Consider the following 19455-nt stretch of genomic DNA (forward strand, 5'->3'; position numbering starts at 1 on the left):
TATTTCGAGTTACCTACGCTATGTGTACTGCGCGATGGTGCTTTTATCCTTTAAGAAAGTGCTATTGAGAAATTTGTCTTTGCTATTAGGCGGCGCACTCATAGTCACTAGTTGTGCCAAGCCAAATGTATACGACCCTAACGCTCAAATTAAAGTCAATGTAAATGGTGACAATTATGTCATTCCCTTAAACCATATTGTTAGACCAGATACGAGTAGTTATGCCAGTTTTGAGACGGATATGGGTCTTAGCTATTTTTTCTGGCCTAGTGGACGAGGGCTAAACAACAATGACAAAGACCCAAACGTTTTGGAACATGAAGACGATATCATAAGATTTAACTGGACAGCGATAGGTTCAGGAATTGTAGGCAACGATATGCCTACGAGAGTTGAAATTATAAAGGAATCGAATCATAGAGATATTACCCAAGATAAATTCAACTTAGAAGCCTATGTCGATATTAGTGATGATTCAACCTTATCTTATACAGGACATGTTTATCCAAATTCTCCTTCTACTTTTCGATGTTGGATAGCGGAAAATGAAGAACAGAACAGTCTTTGTCAAATGGAGTACCTACATCCTGTTTATAACAATAATATTCTGATCCACTTTGACGCAAAAAATCTTTCAAACTGGAAGGCAATCAACATCATGGCGATTGATTACATGGGAAAATGGCATCAAGATTAGAGACAGTTCAACATCAAAATAGTTATCTCTCTTTATGATTTAAAAACAAAAAACCCCTTAAGCATTACACTTGAGGGGTTTTTGTATTTCTATAAAGGCTAACTTATAGTAAGTAAGAAAACTTACTCAGCAAATATCGCTGCGACATCATTTTTATTGAACTTATAGACTTCACCGCAGAATCCGCAATCCATCTCAAATGTCCCGCCTTGCTCTTCAACGATATCTAACGCTTCTGCTTCGCCGATTTGTTCAATGGCTGTCTCACACTTTTCACGTGAGCAAGTGCAGCCGAATGATAACGGAGCAGGTTCAGGTGCCACGATGTTTTCTTCATGATACAAGCGATAGAGTATTTCGTTGGCATCCAGTGTGGTCAGCTCTTCTGCTTTGACCGTGCGCGTCAACACGCTCAGACGTGTCCATAAATCATCATCGATACCCGCATCTTGGTTTTGCTCGACTTCATACGTCTCTTCGGCAGTACGAGGGAGCATTTGCACCAATATACCACCCGCTTGCAGGCCATCAGATGCTAAGTTAATCAACGTCGGAATCTGCGCCGATTGTTTTTGATAATGTGCTAAGCAGTCTGCCAAATTGTCATGGCTACGCTCAACGATACCTTGGTATGGCTCGCCGCCCTCAGGCTGGATATTAATAAACAAGACGCCTTGTCCCGTTGCACCCAGCTCAACAAAGGCTTCTTTGGCATGGATCATATTATCCCACGCTTGTACTTGCTCATCGGTCTCGCTCTTCCAGCTGGCAAGCGCACGGATGATACCGTCTTGATCGCACTCTGCCATTGCCCAGTTCAGCAGGCTATCGCTGTCTGATGATTGCAACTGAATAGATAGGCGACCGTTGATTTTGACCGTACTGATCAGCAAGCTCGCTGCCGTCAGCATTTCACCCAATAAGCGTTTGATGGCTTCGGGATAAGGCTTTTGGGCAATCGTACTCGCATAACTGCGTGATAGGCGCACGACATCACCGCGTACAGGCGAATCTTCGATAAAGAAGCGCTGACGGATATCATTATCGCTATGATTGTGAGCAGTTGGAAGGTCGGTAGCTGGGACTTGAGTATCTTGTGTCATAAGTCATTTATAGTGTTGAGAAGTTATTGGCTTTATGGGGATTACTGCTGATTTATCAATCATATTGACCGTACTGTTTTTTCATCTATTTATGATATTGATCGATAAAGGAGTTTAGAGACGCATAAAATAGTGAGGCAAATGCATGGCGTTGTATCGTTATAGACAGTTAATTCTGAATCTGACATCGAATATATTCATAATTATAGATTCTGTCGAAAAAACTTACCATCCACGGACGTTTTGTTGTAAAGTAACATGAAGTTGCATTGTGATAGACAATAGCAACATCCGTACGGATGCGGGGCAGTCAGGTCAGTCACTATGGCCAATGTCGTCCAAGCACTCATTCAAACTTGTGATAAAAGGATGTATTTCATGATCTACTCATTTTCCAAACCGTTGACTTTGGCTGTATTGATGGCATTAGGCTTGGCAGGCTGTAGCAACAGCAGCGAGACCACTACCGATGCGCCAGCAGATGATGCAGCGACGTCAGAGACCATGAATGGTACGCTACAAAAAATCAAAGACTCTGGCACCATCGTGGTCGGCTATCGTGACTCTTCTATTCCTTTTTCATATGTTGCTGACGATCCTAATCAGCCTATGGGCTATGCGCATGATTTAGAGATGAAAGTGGTTGAGGGTATTAAAGAAAAACTCAACATGCCAGATCTAGAAGTTCGTTATAACCTCATCACCTCACAAACTCGTATTCCTTTGGTTCAAAACGGCACAGTCGACTTTGAATGTGGCTCAACAACCAATAACGTCGAGCGCCAAGAGCAAGTGGCTTTCTCTAATGGTTTCTTTGAGATTGGTACACGTCTATTGACCAAAGCAGATTCTGGTATCAAAGACTTTGAAGACCTAAAAGGTAAGCGCCTAGTGACTACCGCTGGTACGACGTCAGAGCGTTATATTCGTCAATACAATGACGAGAAAAAGATGGATACCGATATTATCTCTGCTAAAGATCATGGCGAAGGTTTCTTGATGTTAGAAAGTGGCCGCGCTGATGCGTTTATGATGGATGATGTATTGTTAGCAGGCGAAAAAGCCAAAGCTAAAAATCCTGATGAATGGGTCATCGTTGGTACGCCGCAATCGTTTGAAATTTATGGTTGTATGATGCGTAAAGACGATCCTGAATTCAAAACAGTCGTAAACGACGCACTGAACAAAACTTTTAGCTCAGGCGAAATCAATAGCATCTATGACAAGTGGTTCTTAAACCCAATTCCACCAAAGAACGTCAACTTGAACTTTGAGATGTCAGACAACCTAAAAGCACTTATCGCCAATCCGCATGACAGTGATCAGCCAAAAGTAGCAGCAGCACAGTAGTATTTGTCCTTCAATCTAGCTTACTTACGTGTTCAGATCGGACTCATCGTTCCTCTAGCACGTAAGTTTTTCAATCGCTGTTCGGAGAGACAATCATGAATTATAGCTGGAACTGGGGTGTGCTGTTTGAGCATACGGGTATTGGCAACGAGCTGTATATCCACTGGATGATTACTGGTCTTGGCTGGTTATTACTGATTGGTAGTATTGCTTGGACCATCGCGATGGTCGTCGGTACTGTCTTTGGTATTATGCGTACCTTACCTAACAAAACAGCTCGTCGCATTGGCACCGCTTATGTGACCTTTTTTCGTAATATTCCGCTGCTTGTGCAGCTATTTTTTTGGTTTTATGTGGCACCTGGTTGGTTGACGCCAGCGCTACAAGAATGGTGGTTTAGGGATCTATCGCCGAATACATCCGCGATGCTCTCAGCCAGTATTGGTTTAGGACTGTTTACAGCAGCTCGTATTGTCGAGCAAGTGCGCACCGGTATCGAGTCGCTACCAAAAGGACAGATAAACGCAGCGTATGCGCTAGGCTTTACTATTCCACAAGCTTACAAGCAAGTACTGCTACCACAAGCATTCCGTATTATCTTACCGCCGCTTAGCTCTGAGCTGACCAACTGTTTCAAGAACGCCTCTGTCGCCTCACTAGTTGGCGTCATGGAGCTCATCAGTCAAACCAAAACCATCAGCGAATATACACAGAATAGCCTTGAGATTTATACTTATGCGACGATTATCTACCTCGTCTTTAATCTCTCGCTAATCGCTATTATGGGTCTGATCGAGCGTAAATTAAGAGTACCAGGGCTTATCGCAGGGAGTCAGAAATGAGTATGATGACCGAACTTGCGACCGCGTATCCAGGCTTAATGGGTGGCATGATTACCACGCTAAAAGTCCTGTTTTTGGCTATTATCGGTGGTATCAGCTTAGGTACTGTATTGGCGCTCATGCGCTTATCAGGTATCAAAGCATTAGAGATTCCCGCCAAGCTGTATGTTAATTATTTTAGATCCGTACCATTACTGTTGGTGCTACTTTGGTTCTACTTTGCCGTCCCGATGATTTATTTTTGGGCAGCGGGTAAGTATCTACAACTAGATGCAGCCTTTGCCTCTTGTGTTGTCGCGTTTATGATGTTCGAAGCGGCTTACTTCTCAGAAGTCGTCCGTGCGGGTATTCAGTCTATCGGTAGTGGTCAGGTTAATGCAGCAAAAGCATTGGGCATGACTTATGGACAGACGATGCGTCTGGTCATCTTGCCACAAGCCTTTCGTAAGATGCTGCCATTGATTTTGCAGCAGTGTATTATCTTATTCCAAGATACGACTTTAGTGTTCGCTATTGGTCTGACTGACTTCTTCCGAGCAGCATACGTACGTGGTGAACTAATGGGATTATTGACGCCTTATATTTTGGGCGCTGGCGCCGTGTATTTTGTCTTAAGCTTGGCAGCTTCAGTCGGCGTACAGCGCGTACAAAAAAGGTTAAGGTTTTAATAAAGGACTGTTAAGCGTTAGAGTCGATCAATGCCTCATTATTTGATCCTATTTGATTGGCTCTAATGCTTTCAAAATTTAACTGCATTTGTCATTAATGTGTTTTGATTGAATGCAATTTGGCAAGAGTAAGAATAAGGCTAGGAGCCAATGATGAATGATGCTAAAACGTTTATAAATGACTTTGGTGGACTGGTCACAGACAGTGGTCATGCTAGCAGTGAGATGGTCGTTGAGATAGATAGCGTTAGCAAGTGGTATGGCGACTTTCAGGTACTGACTGACTGTACCGCTCATGTCCACAAAGGCGATGTCGTCGTGGTCTGTGGTCCATCAGGCAGCGGTAAATCAACCTTGATTAAGACCGTGAACGGGCTAGAGCCTTTTCAAAAAGGCAATATCATGGTCAACGGCATCTCTGTCGGTGATCCAAAAACCAACTTACCTAAGCTACGTAGCCGTGTCGGCATGGTGTTTCAGCATTTTGAGCTATTCCCTCACTTGACCATCATCGATAATTTAATGGTCGCACAAATTAAAGTATTGGGCCGTAAAGAAGCGGAAGCCAAGCAAAAAGGCATGGCTTATTTAGATCGAGTAGGGCTAACCGTTCAAGCCAATAAATATCCTGCTGAGCTATCAGGTGGTCAACAGCAGCGGGTGGCTATTGCTCGTGCGCTCGCGATGGATCCCATAGCGATGTTGTTCGATGAGCCAACCTCAGCACTCGATCCTGAGATGATTCAAGAAGTGCTCGATGTGATGGTGGAACTGACTCGTGATGGTATGACCATGATGTGCGTGACGCACGAAATGGGCTTTGCCAGTCAGGTAGCCAATCGTATTATCTTTATGGATGAAGGTCATATCGTTGAGAACTGTAGTAAGGATGAGTTTTTTGAAGGCGCGAAAAGTGAACGTGCACAGCAGTTCTTATCGAAGATTCTCAATCATTAATTTTGTATTCGACTGTATTACCATGTGAAGCGTCTATTTATAGGCGCTTTTTTGTGCGTGATAGCTTGATGCCTCTCATCGTGGTATTGATATGATTGGTTACATAAGTGAGTAGATGAGTGAATGGCTGTTTACTGATACAATAGCGGTCAATATTTTTGATAATTAAAATAATCTATAAACCATATTGGAGCTAATATGAGCGCTGAGAACTCAGAAGTATTAAACAACGGTATTGTCATTATTGGTGCAGGTTTGGCAGGCTGGCATGTGATTGATGCCATTCGTGCGAAAGACAAAGACATTCAGATTACGTTGGTGACAGCTGATAGCGGAGATCGTTACCATAAACCAATGCTGACCATGGCCATTAGCCAAAAGAAAAGTGCGGCAGATTTGGTTAGAGCCACTGGTGTTGACGCCGCAGAAGCGGCAAATGTTAAGCTACTTGCTAACACGCAAGTAACGGATGTTGATACGACCACTCAACAGTTGCAGCTTATATCTGCACAGCGCTCAGATCCAGCCAACACGGATTATGCCACGATCAGTTATGGTAAGTTGGTACTGGCGATGGGTGCGCATCCTATCTTCCCAAAAAGCTTGCCAGAGGATTTAGTTTGGCACGTCAATCATATTGAGCGTTTTGGACAGCTGCAAGAAAAGCTAGCCACTGGCAGTCAGCACGTTGCTATCGTCGGTGCAGGTATGGTTGGGACGGAGATTGCAGAAGACTTACTCAAAGCTGGTCATCAAGTGACGCTCATTGATTTGAACGATGCGCCGCTATCACAAATGCTACCGTCGAAAGCGACGGCTCGTATCGCCCAAGCGGTCAAGTCGCAAGGGATTAACTTTTTAGGAGGTTATCAAGTATCTACTATTACTCGTATCAGTGATGAAAAGCTACAAGTCAGTTATGAGGCGCTAGCCTCAGAAAATACGACTGCTGAGCCAATCGAACCACTTATCGTCGATCATGTGATTGCCAGTACAGGTCTGACGGTCGATGATAAGCTGCCTGCTGCTGCTGGCGTCGAGTTCAATCGTCGCACTGGTATCGTGGTGGATGCGCCAACCTTGCGTACCAGTACGGCCAATATCTATGCGATTGGTGACTGTATGTCTATCGATGGTGTGCCGTGTCGTTACGTCGCCCCATTACGCGCGCAGGCTGCTACCATTGCAGATGATGTATTGGGCCTAGAGCATAACGGCTATGAGCATAAGCCACCAATGATTCGCTTGAAAAACAAAGCAATCTCCGTCATGGTGACAGGTGTGCCACAAGCGACTGGCAACTGGCAGGTCAAGACAGAAAGTGATGAAGAGTTGGTCATGGACTTGATAAATGATAGTGATGAAGTCAGCGCAACAGTTACTATTAAAGTGCCTGTAGTGCTTAAAGCCTGAAAGATAAAGAATAAAGCACAATTGTAAAAGCGTTACAAACCATAGCCAGTGTTGCCATCTTTATGCAGCACTGGCTTTTTTATATCTATAGTCAGCGAACTAGTAAACCGCTACGGCGTCACCCTTCCTAGAGGTACTATATGTACAATCCGCGGTCGGCTGCCTTGTAGCTGTTTTAGATTTCTTTGACTATCTTGCTTTTTATCTCAATCATAATCGATACATACCGTATCTATATGATTGACAGTCTTTTGTTTAAGGCGCTATATTGGCTAGGCGTGATTTAAATATCATGTCTAGTGGTAAACAATATTCAAGGAAGAATATCGTATTTACGGTAGTAGCATATTTTTACTTTCTACGATTGTAGGTAGATGAATAGATGTGTCGTAAGCAGTTGCATAGCCATACCAAAACCAAATAGCACAACGAAAGGACTCGTGATGACTCAGATTAATGATTTTGACAGCACTATTCATGAAAGTAAGTCTAATAACAATATTCTCAACAACGTTCCCAAAGTTCATATAAGCGCACGTTCTGCAAATGCGCCACTCTCCCAAAGCCATGATAAAGGTCCTGATGTGCCGCTGATTGAGGCGACCATTGGAGACTTCTTTGATGCGATTGTTGATAGATATCCTGAGCGTGAAGCATTGGTGTCTCGCCATCAAAATATCCGCTGGACGTATCGCGAGCTACAGGAAAAATCCAATCAGCTGGCCAGTAGTATGATTGAGATGGGGCTTGAGATTGGCGATCGTATCGCCATTTGGTCGCACAACAATGCTGAATGGCTGCTCATGCAATTAGCGACGGCAAAAATCGGCATCATTTTGGTCAATATTAATCCTGCTTATCGTACCTTTGAGTTGCAATATGCGCTGAATAAACTGGGCTGTTCGGCATTGGTCTTGATGCGCCATTTCAAGAGCAGTGACTACGCACAGATGATTCGTGAGCTGTGCCCTGAGATTTATCATAAAGATTACACTCAGCTTGATTTGGTCGAGATTCCAACGATTGAGCGTATCATTTGGATTGATGAGCCAGCATCTGATGAAGCGTTTGGTTTTATGCAGAAATTCTCTACATGGATGGCAGAAGGCGATGCCAATGATCCACGCGTAGCAGAGCGCCAAGCCCAGCTGAAGAACACCGATGCTATTAGTGTGCAGTTTACCAGTGGCACGACTGGCACACCGAAAGGCGCTACGCTCACGCATCGAAATATCTTGAATAACGGCTATTTTATGGGTGAAGGTATAAAGCTGACAGAAGAGGATAGGCTGTGTATTCCACTACCACTCTATCATTGCTTTGGAATGGTGGGTGGTAATCTCGCTATATTAACGCATGGAGGCTGTGCCGTTTATCCCAATGATGGCTTTGATCCGTTAACCGTATTGCAAACCATAGAAGAGGAAAAGTGTACGGCTCTGCTTGGTGTACCGACGATGTTTATCGCGGAGCTCGATCATCCAGAATTTGACAGTTTTGATTTGTCTAGCTTACGCACGGGTATTATGGGTGGCTCTAGCTGTCCGATTGAGGTCATGCGCCGTGTCATGGATAAGATGCACATGAGCGAGGTGACGATTGCTTATGGTATGACTGAGACCAGTCCGGCTTCTTGTCAGACCAGCTCGCAGACGCCCCTTGAAAAGAGAGTCTCTACTGTGGGGATGGTGCTGCCCGCACTTGAGGCCAAAATCATCGATACGAAAACGGGTGATGTCGTCCCGATTGGAGAGACGGGTGAGCTACTCACGCATGGCTATGCGGTGATGAAAGGGTATTGGGGCAGCCGCTCTAAAACACGTGCGGCTATTCAAGATGGCTGGATGCATACTGGTGACCTTGCGACCATGGATGAGGACGGTTATATCACTGTGGTGGGTCGTAGTAAGGATATGATTATTCGCGGCGGCGAAAATATCTATCCCGTCGAAGTCGAAAACTATCTTTATCGTCATCCGAAGATTCGCGATGTACAAATTGTCGGGGTTCCTGATAAGAAGTATGGTGAAGTGTTGGCAGCGTGGATTATTGCAAAAGAACCAGACAGTTTGACTGAAGAGGAGGTGCGCCAATTCTGTGGTGAGCATATCGCCCATTATAAAGTACCGACTTATTATCGCTTTGTGACGGAATATCCAATGACGGTCACTGGTAAAATTCAGAAGTTCAAAATTGTTGAGCAAATGGTAGAGGAGTTAGGTCTAGGATGATTTAGAGCTGTGGGCAGGGGCTGCTATCAAACTAGCCGTTATCAAACACAGACACTTATATAGTGTCACTATTCAACATTAATAGCCTCATTTGCTGTAAAAGCCAGCCTCATTATGAATAATGAGGCTGGCTTTTTTTATGTCAAAAATTTGCCATGATTCTATGTTACCTTTTACTAAGACGAAATATTAATGACTAATTAAATGATACGCATTGTATTACTATGATTGACAGCCGTTTGTTTACAACGGTATAGTAGTGACAATCTATAAAAGACCTATTCAAGGAAGAGTGACGGGTCTGCCGGCTATCAGCACGTACTATCTATAAATGACAAATACGATAAAAAGTAAAACGAAAGGACTCGTTATGACGCAAACTTCTGATTTTGATACTATTTTAAATAGCATTCCTAGTATTAATATGGGCGCACGCTCAGCAAATGCACCGCTTACCCAAAGCTATGACAAAGGCCCTGATGTGCCGCTCATTGAAGCGACTATCGGTGATTTTTTTGATGCTATCGTATCCAAGTATCCAGAGCGCGAAGCTTTGGTTTCTCGCCATCAAAACATCCGCTGGACTTACCGTGAGCTACAACAGCAAGTCAATCAGCTAGCCAGTAGCATGATTGAGATGGGGCTGGAAATCGGTGATCGTATCGGCATCTGGTCACACAACAATGCTGAATGGTTGCTCATGCAATTAGCGACGGCAAAAGTCGGTGTTATTCTCGTCAATATTAACCCTGCCTATCGTACTTTTGAGCTGCAATATGCCTTGAATAAATTGGGTTGCTCAGCGCTTGTGCTCATGCGTCATTTCAAAACCAGCGATTACGCCAGTCTCATCAGTGAACTGTGTCCTGAAATTTATCATAAAGACTATACTCAGCTTGATTTGGTCGAGATTCCGACGATTGAGCGTATCATTTGGATTGATGAGCCTGACAGTGAAGAAACCTTTGGCTTTATGCAGAAATTCTCTGCATGGATGGCGGAAGGCAATGCCAACGACCCACGTGTTGCAGAGCGTCAAGCCCAGCTCAAAAACACGGATGCTATCAATGTACAGTTCACCAGTGGTACGACTGGTACGCCAAAAGGGGCAACCTTAAGCCATCGCAATATTCTCAACAACGGTTACTTTATCGGTGAGGCTATGAACCTTACCGAAGAAGATAAGCTGTGCATTCCAGTGCCCTTGTATCATTGCTTTGGTATGGTGCTTGGCAACCTAGCGATTCTCACGCATGGCGGTTGTATCGTTTATCCAAATGATGGGTTTGAGCCATTGACCGTATTGCAAGCAGTCGAAGAAGAAAAATGTACGGGTTTGCACGGTGTGCCAACGATGTTTATTGCTGAGCTTGACCATCCCGAGTTTAAAAACTTTGATTTATCGACTTTGCGCACTGGCATCATGGCAGGCTCTAGTTGTCCGATCGAAGTCATGCGCCGCGTCATTGATGAGATGCACATGAGCGAAGTCACCATTGCCTATGGCATGACAGAGACCAGTCCCGTATCTTGTCAGACCAATGAACATACGCCGCTTGATAAGCAAGTATCGACCGTTGGTTTAGTGCAGCCTGCGCTTGAGGTCAAAGTTGTCAATACGGAAACGGGTGAGACTGTCGCCTTGGGCGAGACAGGCGAGCTACTCACACGCGGTTATTCAGTGATGAAAGGCTATTGGGGCAGTCGCTTCAAAACCCGCGCGGCCATCCAAGACGGCTGGATGCATACGGGTGATTTGGCAACGATGGATGAAGATGGCTACGTAAAAATCGTTGGTCGTAGTAAAGACATGGTCATTCGCGGCGGAGAGAATATCTATCCTGTCGAAATCGAAAACTATCTCTATCGTCATCCGAAGATTCGTGACGTGCAAATCGTCGGGATTCCTGATAAAAAGTATGGTGAAGTACTCGCGGCGTGGATTATCCCTAAAGAAGCAGACAGCTTAACCGAAGAGGAAGTTCGCGAGTTCTGTAGCGAGCATATTGCCCATTATAAAGTGCCGACTTACTATCGTTTCGTGAATGAATATCCAATGACTATCACTGGAAAGATTCAGAAATATAAAATCATTGAACAAATGAAAGAAGAGTTGGGTTTGTAGAAACTTAACCACTCTTATCTTTTATTTTATGAATAAGATATATGAGTAAAAGCTAAAATAAAGCATAAAATAAAAAAGCCACTTGCATTTACGTATTAAAGAAAAGGGATGTCATGAGCGCTATCATAACCAGTAAACTGAGTCCAAACGCCGCTGAATTTCAGCAAAACAGTGCCGCCATGCAAGCGGTGGTCGATGACTTATATGGTCACTTGCGTAAAGTCGTGCAAGGCGGTTCAGAGCGTGCACGTGCCAAGCATTTAGCCCGTGGCAAACTCTTGCCTCGTGAGCGTGTTGAGCGTTTGCTCGATGTGGGCACGCCATTTTTAGAAGTGGCACCGATGGCCGCGCACGATATGTATGGTGAAGAGATTCCAGCCGCTGGCGTGATTGCGGGTATTGGTCGCATCAATGGCACTGAGTGTATGATCGTCTGTAATGATGCTACGGTAAAGGGCGGCACTTATTATCCAATGACGGTCAAAAAACATCTGCGTGCGCAAGAAATCGCGCAAGAAAACAACTTGCCTTGTGTCTATTTGGTAGATTCAGGCGGTGCTAATTTACCCAATCAAGATGACGTGTTCCCCGATAAAGAGCACTTTGGTCGTATCTTTTTTAATCAGGCCAATATGAGTGCGGCAGGTATTCCACAGATTGCTGTGGTCATGGGCAGCTGTACGGCTGGCGGGGCTTATGTACCAGCGATGAGTGACGAGTCTATTATTGTCAAAGAGCAAGGCACCATCTTTTTAGGTGGTCCACCACTGGTCAAAGCGGCGACAGGTGAAGAGGTCACAGCCGAAGATTTGGGCGGCGGCGATGTGCATACCCGTCTGTCAGGGGTCGTCGATCACTTAGCACAGAGTGATACCCATGCGTTATCGATTGCGCGCAATATTATTAGCCATCTAAATCGTCCTGCGAAGCAAGTGCCCAATCAAATCAAACCGCGTCCACCACGCTACGATGCTAAAGAGCTATATGGCGTCATTCCAACGGACAAGCGCAAGCCATTTGATATCAAAGAAATCATTGCTCGTATCGTCGATGACAGTGCTTTTGATGAATTTAAATCACGCTTTGGCACGACGTTGGTTTGCGGATTCGCTCATATCGAAGGGATGCCAGTCGGTATTATCGCCAACAACGGCATCTTGTTCAGTGAGTCTGCGCAAAAAGGCACGCACTTTATTGAGCTATGTTGCAAGCGTAAAATCCCATTGGTATTTTTGCAAAATATCACAGGCTTTATGGTCGGCCGCAAATATGAAAACGAAGGCATTGCGCGTCATGGTGCCAAAATGGTCATGGCAGTCGCCAATGCAAAAGTACCAAAGTTCACGGTCATTGTCGGTGGCTCATTCGGTGCTGGTAACTACGGCATGTGTGGTCGTGCTTATAGCCCGCGCTTCTTATGGATGTGGCCAAATGCGCGCATCTCGGTGATGGGCGGCGAGCAAGCAGCATCGGTACTGGCAACGGTCAAGCGTGACAATTTTGATCGTAAAGGCGAGGCGTGGAGTGATGAAGATGAAGCGGCATTTAAAGCACCGATTCTCGATATGTATGAAAAGCAAGGTCACCCATATTATGCCACTGCACGTCTATGGGACGATGGTGTGATTGACCCTGCTGATACCCGTCATGTATTGGCATTAGGGTTAAGCGCAGCTTATAACGCACCGATTGAAGAGACAACCTTTGGTGTCTTTAGAATGTAATAGTTTTAAGGCCTTCCCATAATAAGCTACTACTGCGTCAACCTCATTTGAAGTACGATTTGTACATCTACATTCGGTTTCCTTGTATTAATATTATTATGGATTGACCGAGCGTTTGTTTAAATATTTACATAAAAATATAGAGAAAGTTATGCAAAAAGACAGTGATAAAAATTATAAAAGCTTATTGATTAAAGTGGAACAGCACGTGGCTACGGTGACGTTAAATCGTCCTGAGATACGTAATGCCTTTAACGACGAAATGATTGCTGAGCTAACTGATGCATTCAGTACGCTTGGCGCTGATGATGAGGTACGCGTCATTGTGCTAGCCGCTGCTGGCAAGGCCTTTTGTGCAGGAGCCGATTTGAATTGGATGCGTGCCATGGCGGATTATAGCTATGAGGAAAACCTAGCGGATGCCGATAAACTGGCGCAAATGCTTAAAACTATTTACGAGTGTCCGAAGCCAACAGTTGCGGCTATTCAAGGTGATGTTTATGCAGGCGGCATGGGTTTAGTCGCTGTCTGTGATGTGGCCATCGCTGTCAAAATTGCAAACTTCTGCCTCAGTGAAGTCCGTTTGGGCTTAGCCCCTGCTACTATCAGCCCTTATGTCATCCGAGCATTGGGTGCTAGAGCATCGCAGCGTTACTTCTTAAGTGCTGAAGTTTTTGATGCCAAAAAAGCACGTCAGCTTGGCTTTATCCATGAACGTGTTAGCGAAGAATGGCTGGCTGATGAGGTCGCTATATTTTGTAGCAAAATCGTCAAAAACAGCCCTGATGCAGTCAAAACCTGCAAACAGCTATTGCACGATGTCGCGGGTGCGCCTATTACAGATGAGCTGATTGCCGATACGGTAAAAGGCATCGCTGATATTCGCTCATCAGTGCAAGGCAAAGAGGGCGTGCAAGCCTTTTTGCAAAAACGTAAGCCGGATTGGTTGACGGCAGATGAATAATGCACGAGAGATAAATGAGTAAATAGACAAGACCTCAAATAAAAACGATAACACACAGGGATAGTTATGTTTTCTAAAATTCTAATTGCCAACCGTGGTGAAATTGCCTGCCGAGTAGCCGCGACTGCCAAGCATCTGGGCGTCAGCACCGTCGCTGTTTATTCTGATGCGGATCGTGAAGCCAAGCATGTTGCTATCTGTGATGAAGCCATCTATTTGGGCGGTTCGGCACCAAAAGACAGCTATCTAAAAGGTGATGCGATTATTGCGATAGCGCTTGAAACTGGCGCCCAAGCGATTCATCCGGGTTATGGGTTTTTAAGCGAAAATGCTGACTTTGCGCAAGCTTGTCAGGATGCAGGACTGGTCTTTATCGGTCCATCGGCTGATGCTATCCGTGCCATGGGTGGTAAGTCTGAATCCAAGCGGTTGATGGAATCGGCTGGCGTACCACTGATACCCGGCTATCATGGTGACAACCAAGATGCAGAATTTTTGCAGCAGCAGGCAGACTCTATTGGCTATCCAGTATTAATCAAAGCCAGTGCAGGTGGCGGTGGTAAAGGCATGCGTATCGTTGAAGAAAGCAGCGATTTTATTGACTTACTAGACTCATGTCGCCGTGAAGCCATTACCAGCTTTGGTGATGATAAAGTGTTGGTTGAAAAGTATGCATTAAAACCGCGCCATATCGAAATCCAAGTATTTGGTGATATGCATGGCAATTATGTGCATTTGTTTGAGCGTGATTGTTCCGTACAGCGTCGTCACCAAAAAGTATTAGAAGAAGCGCCTGCACCGGGTGTTGATATTGCGATGCGTGAAGCGATGGGAACAGCTGCCATCGAAGCGGCTCGTGCGGTCGATTACGTTGGGGCAGGTACGGTCGAGTTTATCGTTGAGCAGCGCGAAGACTCTATGAATTTTTATTTCATGGAGATGAATACGCGGTTGCAGGTTGAGCATCCAGTCAGTGAAGCTATCACTGGTGTGGATTTAGTCGAATGGCAGCTCTTAGTCGCAGCAGGTCAGCCATTGCCAAAAACCCAAGCCGACCTAACTATCAACGGTCATGCAATTGAGGCACGCATCTGTGCTGAAAATCCTGATAATAGCTTTTTGCCAGCGACAGGTACGTTGTTTACGTATCAAAAACCTGAACATAGCACCTTTAAGATTGATAAAGACGGTACTGGCGTGCGTATCGATGATGGCGTGCGCGAAGGCGATGTGATTAGCCCGTTCTATGACTCTATGATTGCCAAGCTGATCGTTCATGCACCAACGCGAGAGCAAGCATTAGCCAAGCTCGATCGAGCACTTGCCCAAACACGTATCGTCGGTTTGCCGAATAACGCGGCATTTTTGCGCTATATTTTAAATACGGCGTCTTTTAGCAAAGCCAATCTCGATACTGCTCTGATTGAGCACGAGCGTGATGCGATTTTTAATCAGCAGCCTTTAGCTTTATCGACGCTGGTTGTGACCGCCATTACTCGTCAGCTTGCGAGCGAGATGGCAATGCAAGATTCAGATATCGATCCATTTAGCAAACCTACTGGCTTCCGTGCTTATAACGATTACACTCGTTCATTTAGCTTGGTTTATGATGAGAGTGCTTATACTGCCCGCCTGAGCAATTGGCATAATGCGAATTGTTCTGATAGCAAAAAGGGTGGCGATAATCTCAGCAGCTTTACGCTCGTTATTGAAAAAGAAATCGCTAACACGCAGGATAATAGCAATATTAACGTAGCTGCTCAGACCGAAACGGTCTATGAAGGTCAAGTGAGCTATGCCAGTAGCGACGAGCACAATCATACATTATGGTTGGATGGTGCACGTACTAGCGCGCAAAGTTGGGTGCTTAATGAGACCGTTTATGTGTTCACAGACAGTGGCCGTGACGAAATTACGCTTGTTGATATTATGGCGCACGTGGGTGAAGAGTCCGCAGCGGTCGGTAGTTTAAAATCACCGATGCCAGGACAGGTTGTTGCCTTTAAAGTGGCGGTTGGTGATACTGTGAAAAAAGGCGAGCCGTTAGCAGTCATCGAAGCCATGAAAATTGAGCATACCATTACTGCGCCGACGGATGGGGTTGTGGCAGAATTGCTATTTGCGGCAGGTGATTTGGTCGCTGATGGTGACGAGTTATTACGTATTGATACTGAAAGCGAATAGCTGACATAGCCTCATAAAAAGGCGAATAATAACAAGGATGATAAGTATGAAAAATGCATATCCAAACCATTCGTATCCAAGCCATGTCACCATCGTTGATGTCAGCCCGCGTGATGGACTACAAAACGAGTCAACGACGGTACCGACTGAGGTTAAGCAAACGCTTATCAATGATTTGATTGCGGCAGGTGTCAAAAAGCTAGAAGCAACAAGCTTTGTCTCGCCAAAGTGGGTGCCACAAATGGGTGATAACAGTGCGCTACTTAATGCCCTAGCACCTACGCGACAAATGGAGGTTTGCTACTCGGTACTGGTACCCAATATGCGCGGCTTTGAAAATGCCATTTTGCACCGTCCTGATGAAATCGTTATTTTCGGCTCAGCCAGCGAAACCTTTAGTCAAAAAAACATCAACTGTAGTATTGATGAGAGTATCGAGCGTTTTGCGCCAGTGGCTGCTGCGGCAAAAGCACAGGGTATCAAAGTACGCGGCGTGATTTCTTGTACAGTCGGCTGTCCTTATGAAGGCGAGATTGACCCAAGCCAAGTAGCGTACGTGACCAAGCGTCTGGTAGAGATTGGTGCTGAGCAAATTGGCATTGCTGATACTATTGGCGTTGGTACACCGCTCAAAGTGCAGCGGGCGTTACAAGCTGCATTAGAATATGCTGATATCTCTATGCTATCGGGACATTTTCACGACACTTATGGCCAAGCATTGAGCAATACGCTAGCCGCATTACAAATGGGTGTTAGTGAGTTTGACACCTCAGTGGCTGGTCTTGGCGGCTGTCCTTATGCCAAAGGCGCAACAGGCAATGTCGCGACTGAAGATGTGGTGTATATGCTGCATGGTATGGGTATCAGCACCGGTATCGATTTGGATAAATTGGTCGTAGCAGGCGAGCGTATCAGTGCGTTTTTAAAGCGTCCAAATGGCTCAAATGTGGCACGAGCTTTAATTAACAAACGTCAGTCTTAAAAAATTATTGTAAAAATTAAATACTAAAATACAAGGAATAGTTATGAGTTTACCTGGATTGAATTTTCAGCTTGGCGAAGATATTGATGCGCTACGCGATATGGTACAGCAGTTTGCAACCAATGAAATCGCCCCACGTGCTGCCGAGATTGATAGCAGCGATGAATTTCCTATGGATCTATGGCAAAAGATGGGTGACATCGGTCTACATGGTATTACCGTTCCTGAAGAATACGGCGGCTCTAACATGGGCTATGTCGCACATATGGTCGCGATGGAAGAGATTAGCCGTGCTTCGGCATCGGTAGCGCTGAGCTATGGCGCGCACTCAAACCTATGTATCAACCAAATTAAACGTAACGGCAGTGAAGCACAAAAACAAAAATACTTACCAAAGCTGGTCAGCGGTGAATTCATCGGTGCATTGGCAATGAGTGAGACCGGTGCTGGCTCAGACGTCGTTAGTATGAAGCTCAGAGCTGAAGAGAAAGACGGCAGCTATGTGTTGAACGGCACTAAAATGTGGATTACGAATGGCCCAGATGCAGATGTGATGGTGGTCTACGCGAAGACCAATCCTGAGCTAGGCGGCAAAGGCATGACAGCTTTTATCGTTGAAAAAGGCATGGAAGGTTTCGGCACAGCGCAAAAGCTAGACAAGCTCGGCATGCGTGGTAGCCATACGGGTGAGATGACCTTTAATAATGTAACCGTGCCGAGCGAAAATATCTTGGGCGGTCTCAATGAAGGCGTCAAAGTACTGATGAGCGGGCTAGATTACGAGCGTGCTGTATTGGCTGCGGGTCCTATCGGCATCATGCAAGCAGTGATGGACAATGTCGTGCCTTATATCCATGATCGTAAACAATTTGGTCAAGCCATCGGTGAGTTCCAGCTTATCCAAGGCAAAGTCGCAGACATGTATACGATATTGCAAGCAGGTCGTAGCTTCTTATATACGGTCGGAAAAAATCTCGATATGTTGGACGCGCGCGGTGCTGGTCATAGTCGTGAAGTGCGTAAAGATTGCGCTAGTGTGATTTTATGGTGTGCTGAAAAAGCCACATGGATGGCAGGCGAGGGTATCCAAATATTTGGTGGCAACGGCTATACCAATGAGTATCCACTTGGTCGCTACTGGCGTGATGCCAAGCTGTATGAGATTGGCGCAGGCACCAGTGAAATCCGCCGTATGCTAGTCGGTCGTGAGCTATTTAACGAGACCAAATAAGAAAGGATTAAGGCAATATAGTTAAAGAACTACTAAACTGCTACGGTGTTAGCCTCCCTAGATGTACTATTTGTACAATCTGCAGTCGGCTGCCTTGTAGCAATTTTAGACTTCTCTAACTATAGCTAGCGAGACCTTAGCTCTTTTCCGATAATAAAATAAAAAAGCAGTACGTTTAAAACGTACTGCTTTTTTCATGTCAACGTGACACTGAGTTATCTATTATGGCTTATTACGATAATCAAAATATCGTGCCAGACCATTTAGTAAGAGGTCATCACGCAAGCGCACTGGGCGATTGACATGCTGCGATATCGTGGCTGCATCACCACCCGTCATAATTAGCTCAAAGTTAGGATGACGGTGGCTAATTTCATTAATCGCACCCACGATAGAGAGTAAGATACCTCGGTGCACAGCATCCTGTGTGGTCAGACCTTGGCCAACGCTATCGAATGTACCGTTAGAGATGGTAATCTGCTTGGTACCAGAAAACAACGACTCACGTTGCAGGTAGATACTCGGGAAGATATAACCGCCCAAATGCTCAGCGTGATCAATCAAATCAATGGTCACGGCGGTGCCGCAGCCGATGACACACTGGCGCTTTTTCTTATCGACCGCCCCCAGCATCTGTAGCCAACGATCACAGCCGAGCTGCTCATCATTATAGTTACTCTTCATCAGCGCATGCGCGGCATCCACATGGACAAACTCAAACGGCGTATTGAGACGGCTTAAGGTCTCCGATACTTGAGCATTGAGATTGTCGCCCAATACGGACGAGATACCGATAAAGTCAGGGGCAAAACGCTCAAAGCGATCCGTCAGACCCATCAATAATTCGGCTGGTGCTTGCAAATGCTGTTTGGCATCATGTGTGACTATCTGACCGATATCATCGGTGAGCCAGTATTTCAGGCGGGTATTTCCAAGATCAAGCCAGAGCATAAAAGTCCCTTTATATTGTGCTCGTTAATATAT

Annotated in this window: 15 protein-coding genes; 13 read left to right on the forward strand and 2 right to left on the reverse strand. The window is 45.3% G+C overall.

Going from position 1 to position 19455, the window contains the following annotated elements:
• The first annotated feature begins 34 nt into the window (after positions 1–34).
• Positions 35–697, forward strand: a complete 663-nt coding sequence (locus IP510_RS04860) for a hypothetical protein (protein WP_194363639.1) — start codon at positions 35–37, stop codon at positions 695–697.
• 122 nt (positions 698–819) lie between these two features.
• Here IP510_RS04860 and IP510_RS04865 read toward each other — a convergent pair whose 3' ends face one another.
• Positions 820–1800, reverse strand: coding sequence for an Hsp33 family molecular chaperone HslO (locus IP510_RS04865; RefSeq protein ID WP_194363640.1), 981 nt, complete (start codon positions 1798–1800; stop codon positions 820–822).
• Between the two features lie 378 nt (positions 1801–2178).
• Between IP510_RS04865 and IP510_RS04870 the strand changes: the two genes are divergently transcribed.
• The 12 genes from IP510_RS04870 to IP510_RS04925 all read left to right on the forward strand — a co-directional run bounded on the left by IP510_RS04870 (position 2179) and on the right by IP510_RS04925 (position 18471).
• Positions 2179–3150, forward strand: coding sequence for a glutamate/aspartate ABC transporter substrate-binding protein (locus IP510_RS04870; RefSeq protein ID WP_194363641.1), 972 nt, complete (start codon positions 2179–2181; stop codon positions 3148–3150).
• A gap of 95 nt (positions 3151–3245) precedes the next feature.
• Positions 3246–3992: an amino acid ABC transporter permease gene (locus IP510_RS04875; RefSeq protein ID WP_189582821.1), complete on the forward strand. Its 747-nt coding sequence runs from the start codon at positions 3246–3248 to the stop codon at positions 3990–3992.
• Positions 3989–4660, forward strand: coding sequence for an ABC transporter permease subunit (locus IP510_RS04880; protein ID WP_010201838.1), 672 nt, complete (start codon positions 3989–3991; stop codon positions 4658–4660). Before IP510_RS04875 ends, IP510_RS04880 begins: the two co-directional genes overlap by 4 nt.
• 225 nt (positions 4661–4885) lie before the next feature.
• Positions 4886–5617, forward strand: a complete 732-nt coding sequence (locus tag IP510_RS04885) for an amino acid ABC transporter ATP-binding protein (protein ID WP_194196339.1) — start codon at positions 4886–4888, stop codon at positions 5615–5617.
• A 198-nt stretch (positions 5618–5815) separates the two neighbouring features.
• Positions 5816–7030: an FAD-dependent oxidoreductase gene (locus IP510_RS04890; RefSeq protein ID WP_194363642.1), complete on the forward strand. Its 1215-nt coding sequence runs from the start codon at positions 5816–5818 to the stop codon at positions 7028–7030.
• 443 nt (positions 7031–7473) lie between these two features.
• On the forward strand, positions 7474–9261 hold the full coding sequence (locus IP510_RS04895) for an AMP-binding protein (protein WP_194363643.1): 1788 nt from the start codon (positions 7474–7476) through the stop codon (positions 9259–9261).
• A gap of 370 nt (positions 9262–9631) precedes the next feature.
• Entirely contained in the window at positions 9632–11386 is a 1755-nt protein-coding gene (locus tag IP510_RS04900) for an AMP-binding protein (RefSeq protein WP_194363644.1), read from the forward strand.
• Positions 11387–11499: 113 nt separating this feature from the next.
• Positions 11500–13110, forward strand: a complete 1611-nt coding sequence (locus IP510_RS04905) for a carboxyl transferase domain-containing protein (protein ID WP_194363645.1) — start codon at positions 11500–11502, stop codon at positions 13108–13110.
• A 151-nt stretch (positions 13111–13261) separates the two neighbouring features.
• Complete coding sequence (locus tag IP510_RS04910; RefSeq protein WP_194363646.1) at positions 13262–14074, forward strand: enoyl-CoA hydratase/isomerase family protein; 813 nt, start codon at positions 13262–13264, stop codon at positions 14072–14074.
• A gap of 66 nt (positions 14075–14140) precedes the next feature.
• The gene (locus IP510_RS04915; protein WP_194363647.1) at positions 14141–16258 is read left to right on the forward strand and encodes an acetyl/propionyl/methylcrotonyl-CoA carboxylase subunit alpha; all 2118 of its coding nucleotides are present in this window, start codon (positions 14141–14143) and stop codon (positions 16256–16258) included.
• Positions 16259–16304: 46 nt separating this feature from the next.
• A complete protein-coding gene (locus tag IP510_RS04920; protein WP_194363648.1) occupies positions 16305–17240 on the forward strand; it encodes a hydroxymethylglutaryl-CoA lyase in 936 nt (311 codons plus the stop codon).
• 43 nt (positions 17241–17283) lie between these two features.
• On the forward strand, positions 17284–18471 hold the full coding sequence (locus tag IP510_RS04925) for an isovaleryl-CoA dehydrogenase (protein WP_194363649.1): 1188 nt from the start codon (positions 17284–17286) through the stop codon (positions 18469–18471).
• A 222-nt stretch (positions 18472–18693) separates the two neighbouring features.
• Here IP510_RS04925 and IP510_RS04930 read toward each other — a convergent pair whose 3' ends face one another.
• Complete coding sequence (locus IP510_RS04930) at positions 18694–19422, reverse strand: pantothenate kinase (RefSeq protein ID WP_194363650.1); 729 nt, start codon at positions 19420–19422, stop codon at positions 18694–18696.
• Positions 19423–19455: the final 33 nt, after the last annotated feature.

This window comes from Psychrobacter sp. NG254, from assembly GCF_015277735.1.
Taxonomy (GTDB): Bacteria; Pseudomonadota; Gammaproteobacteria; order Pseudomonadales; family Moraxellaceae; genus Psychrobacter.

What these genes read in the sequence shown, in the direction of transcription:
- IP510_RS04875 (WP_189582821.1), top strand. Translation starts at nt 3,246, where the DNA reads ATGAATTATAGCTGGAACTGGGGTGTGCTGTTTGAGCATACGGGTATT.
- IP510_RS04915 (WP_194363647.1), top strand. Translation starts at nt 14,141, where the DNA reads ATGTTTTCTAAAATTCTAATTGCCAACCGTGGTGAAATTGCCTGCCGA.
- IP510_RS04930 (WP_194363650.1), bottom strand. Translation starts at nt 19,422, where the DNA reads ATGCTCTGGCTTGATCTTGGAAATACCCGCCTGAAATACTGGCTCACC.
- IP510_RS04895 (WP_194363643.1), top strand. Translation starts at nt 7,474, where the DNA reads ATGACTCAGATTAATGATTTTGACAGCACTATTCATGAAAGTAAGTCT.
- IP510_RS04890 (WP_194363642.1), top strand. Translation starts at nt 5,816, where the DNA reads ATGAGCGCTGAGAACTCAGAAGTATTAAACAACGGTATTGTCATTATT.
- IP510_RS04925 (WP_194363649.1), top strand. Translation starts at nt 17,284, where the DNA reads ATGAGTTTACCTGGATTGAATTTTCAGCTTGGCGAAGATATTGATGCG.
- IP510_RS04900 (WP_194363644.1), top strand. Translation starts at nt 9,632, where the DNA reads ATGACGCAAACTTCTGATTTTGATACTATTTTAAATAGCATTCCTAGT.
- IP510_RS04860 (WP_194363639.1), top strand. Translation starts at nt 35, where the DNA reads ATGGTGCTTTTATCCTTTAAGAAAGTGCTATTGAGAAATTTGTCTTTG.
- IP510_RS04885 (WP_194196339.1), top strand. Translation starts at nt 4,886, where the DNA reads ATGGTCGTTGAGATAGATAGCGTTAGCAAGTGGTATGGCGACTTTCAG.
- IP510_RS04880 (WP_010201838.1), top strand. Translation starts at nt 3,989, where the DNA reads ATGAGTATGATGACCGAACTTGCGACCGCGTATCCAGGCTTAATGGGT.
- IP510_RS04905 (WP_194363645.1), top strand. Translation starts at nt 11,500, where the DNA reads ATGAGCGCTATCATAACCAGTAAACTGAGTCCAAACGCCGCTGAATTT.
- IP510_RS04865 (WP_194363640.1), bottom strand. Translation starts at nt 1,800, where the DNA reads ATGACACAAGATACTCAAGTCCCAGCTACCGACCTTCCAACTGCTCAC.
- IP510_RS04910 (WP_194363646.1), top strand. Translation starts at nt 13,262, where the DNA reads ATGCAAAAAGACAGTGATAAAAATTATAAAAGCTTATTGATTAAAGTG.
- IP510_RS04870 (WP_194363641.1), top strand. Translation starts at nt 2,179, where the DNA reads ATGATCTACTCATTTTCCAAACCGTTGACTTTGGCTGTATTGATGGCA.
- IP510_RS04920 (WP_194363648.1), top strand. Translation starts at nt 16,305, where the DNA reads ATGAAAAATGCATATCCAAACCATTCGTATCCAAGCCATGTCACCATC.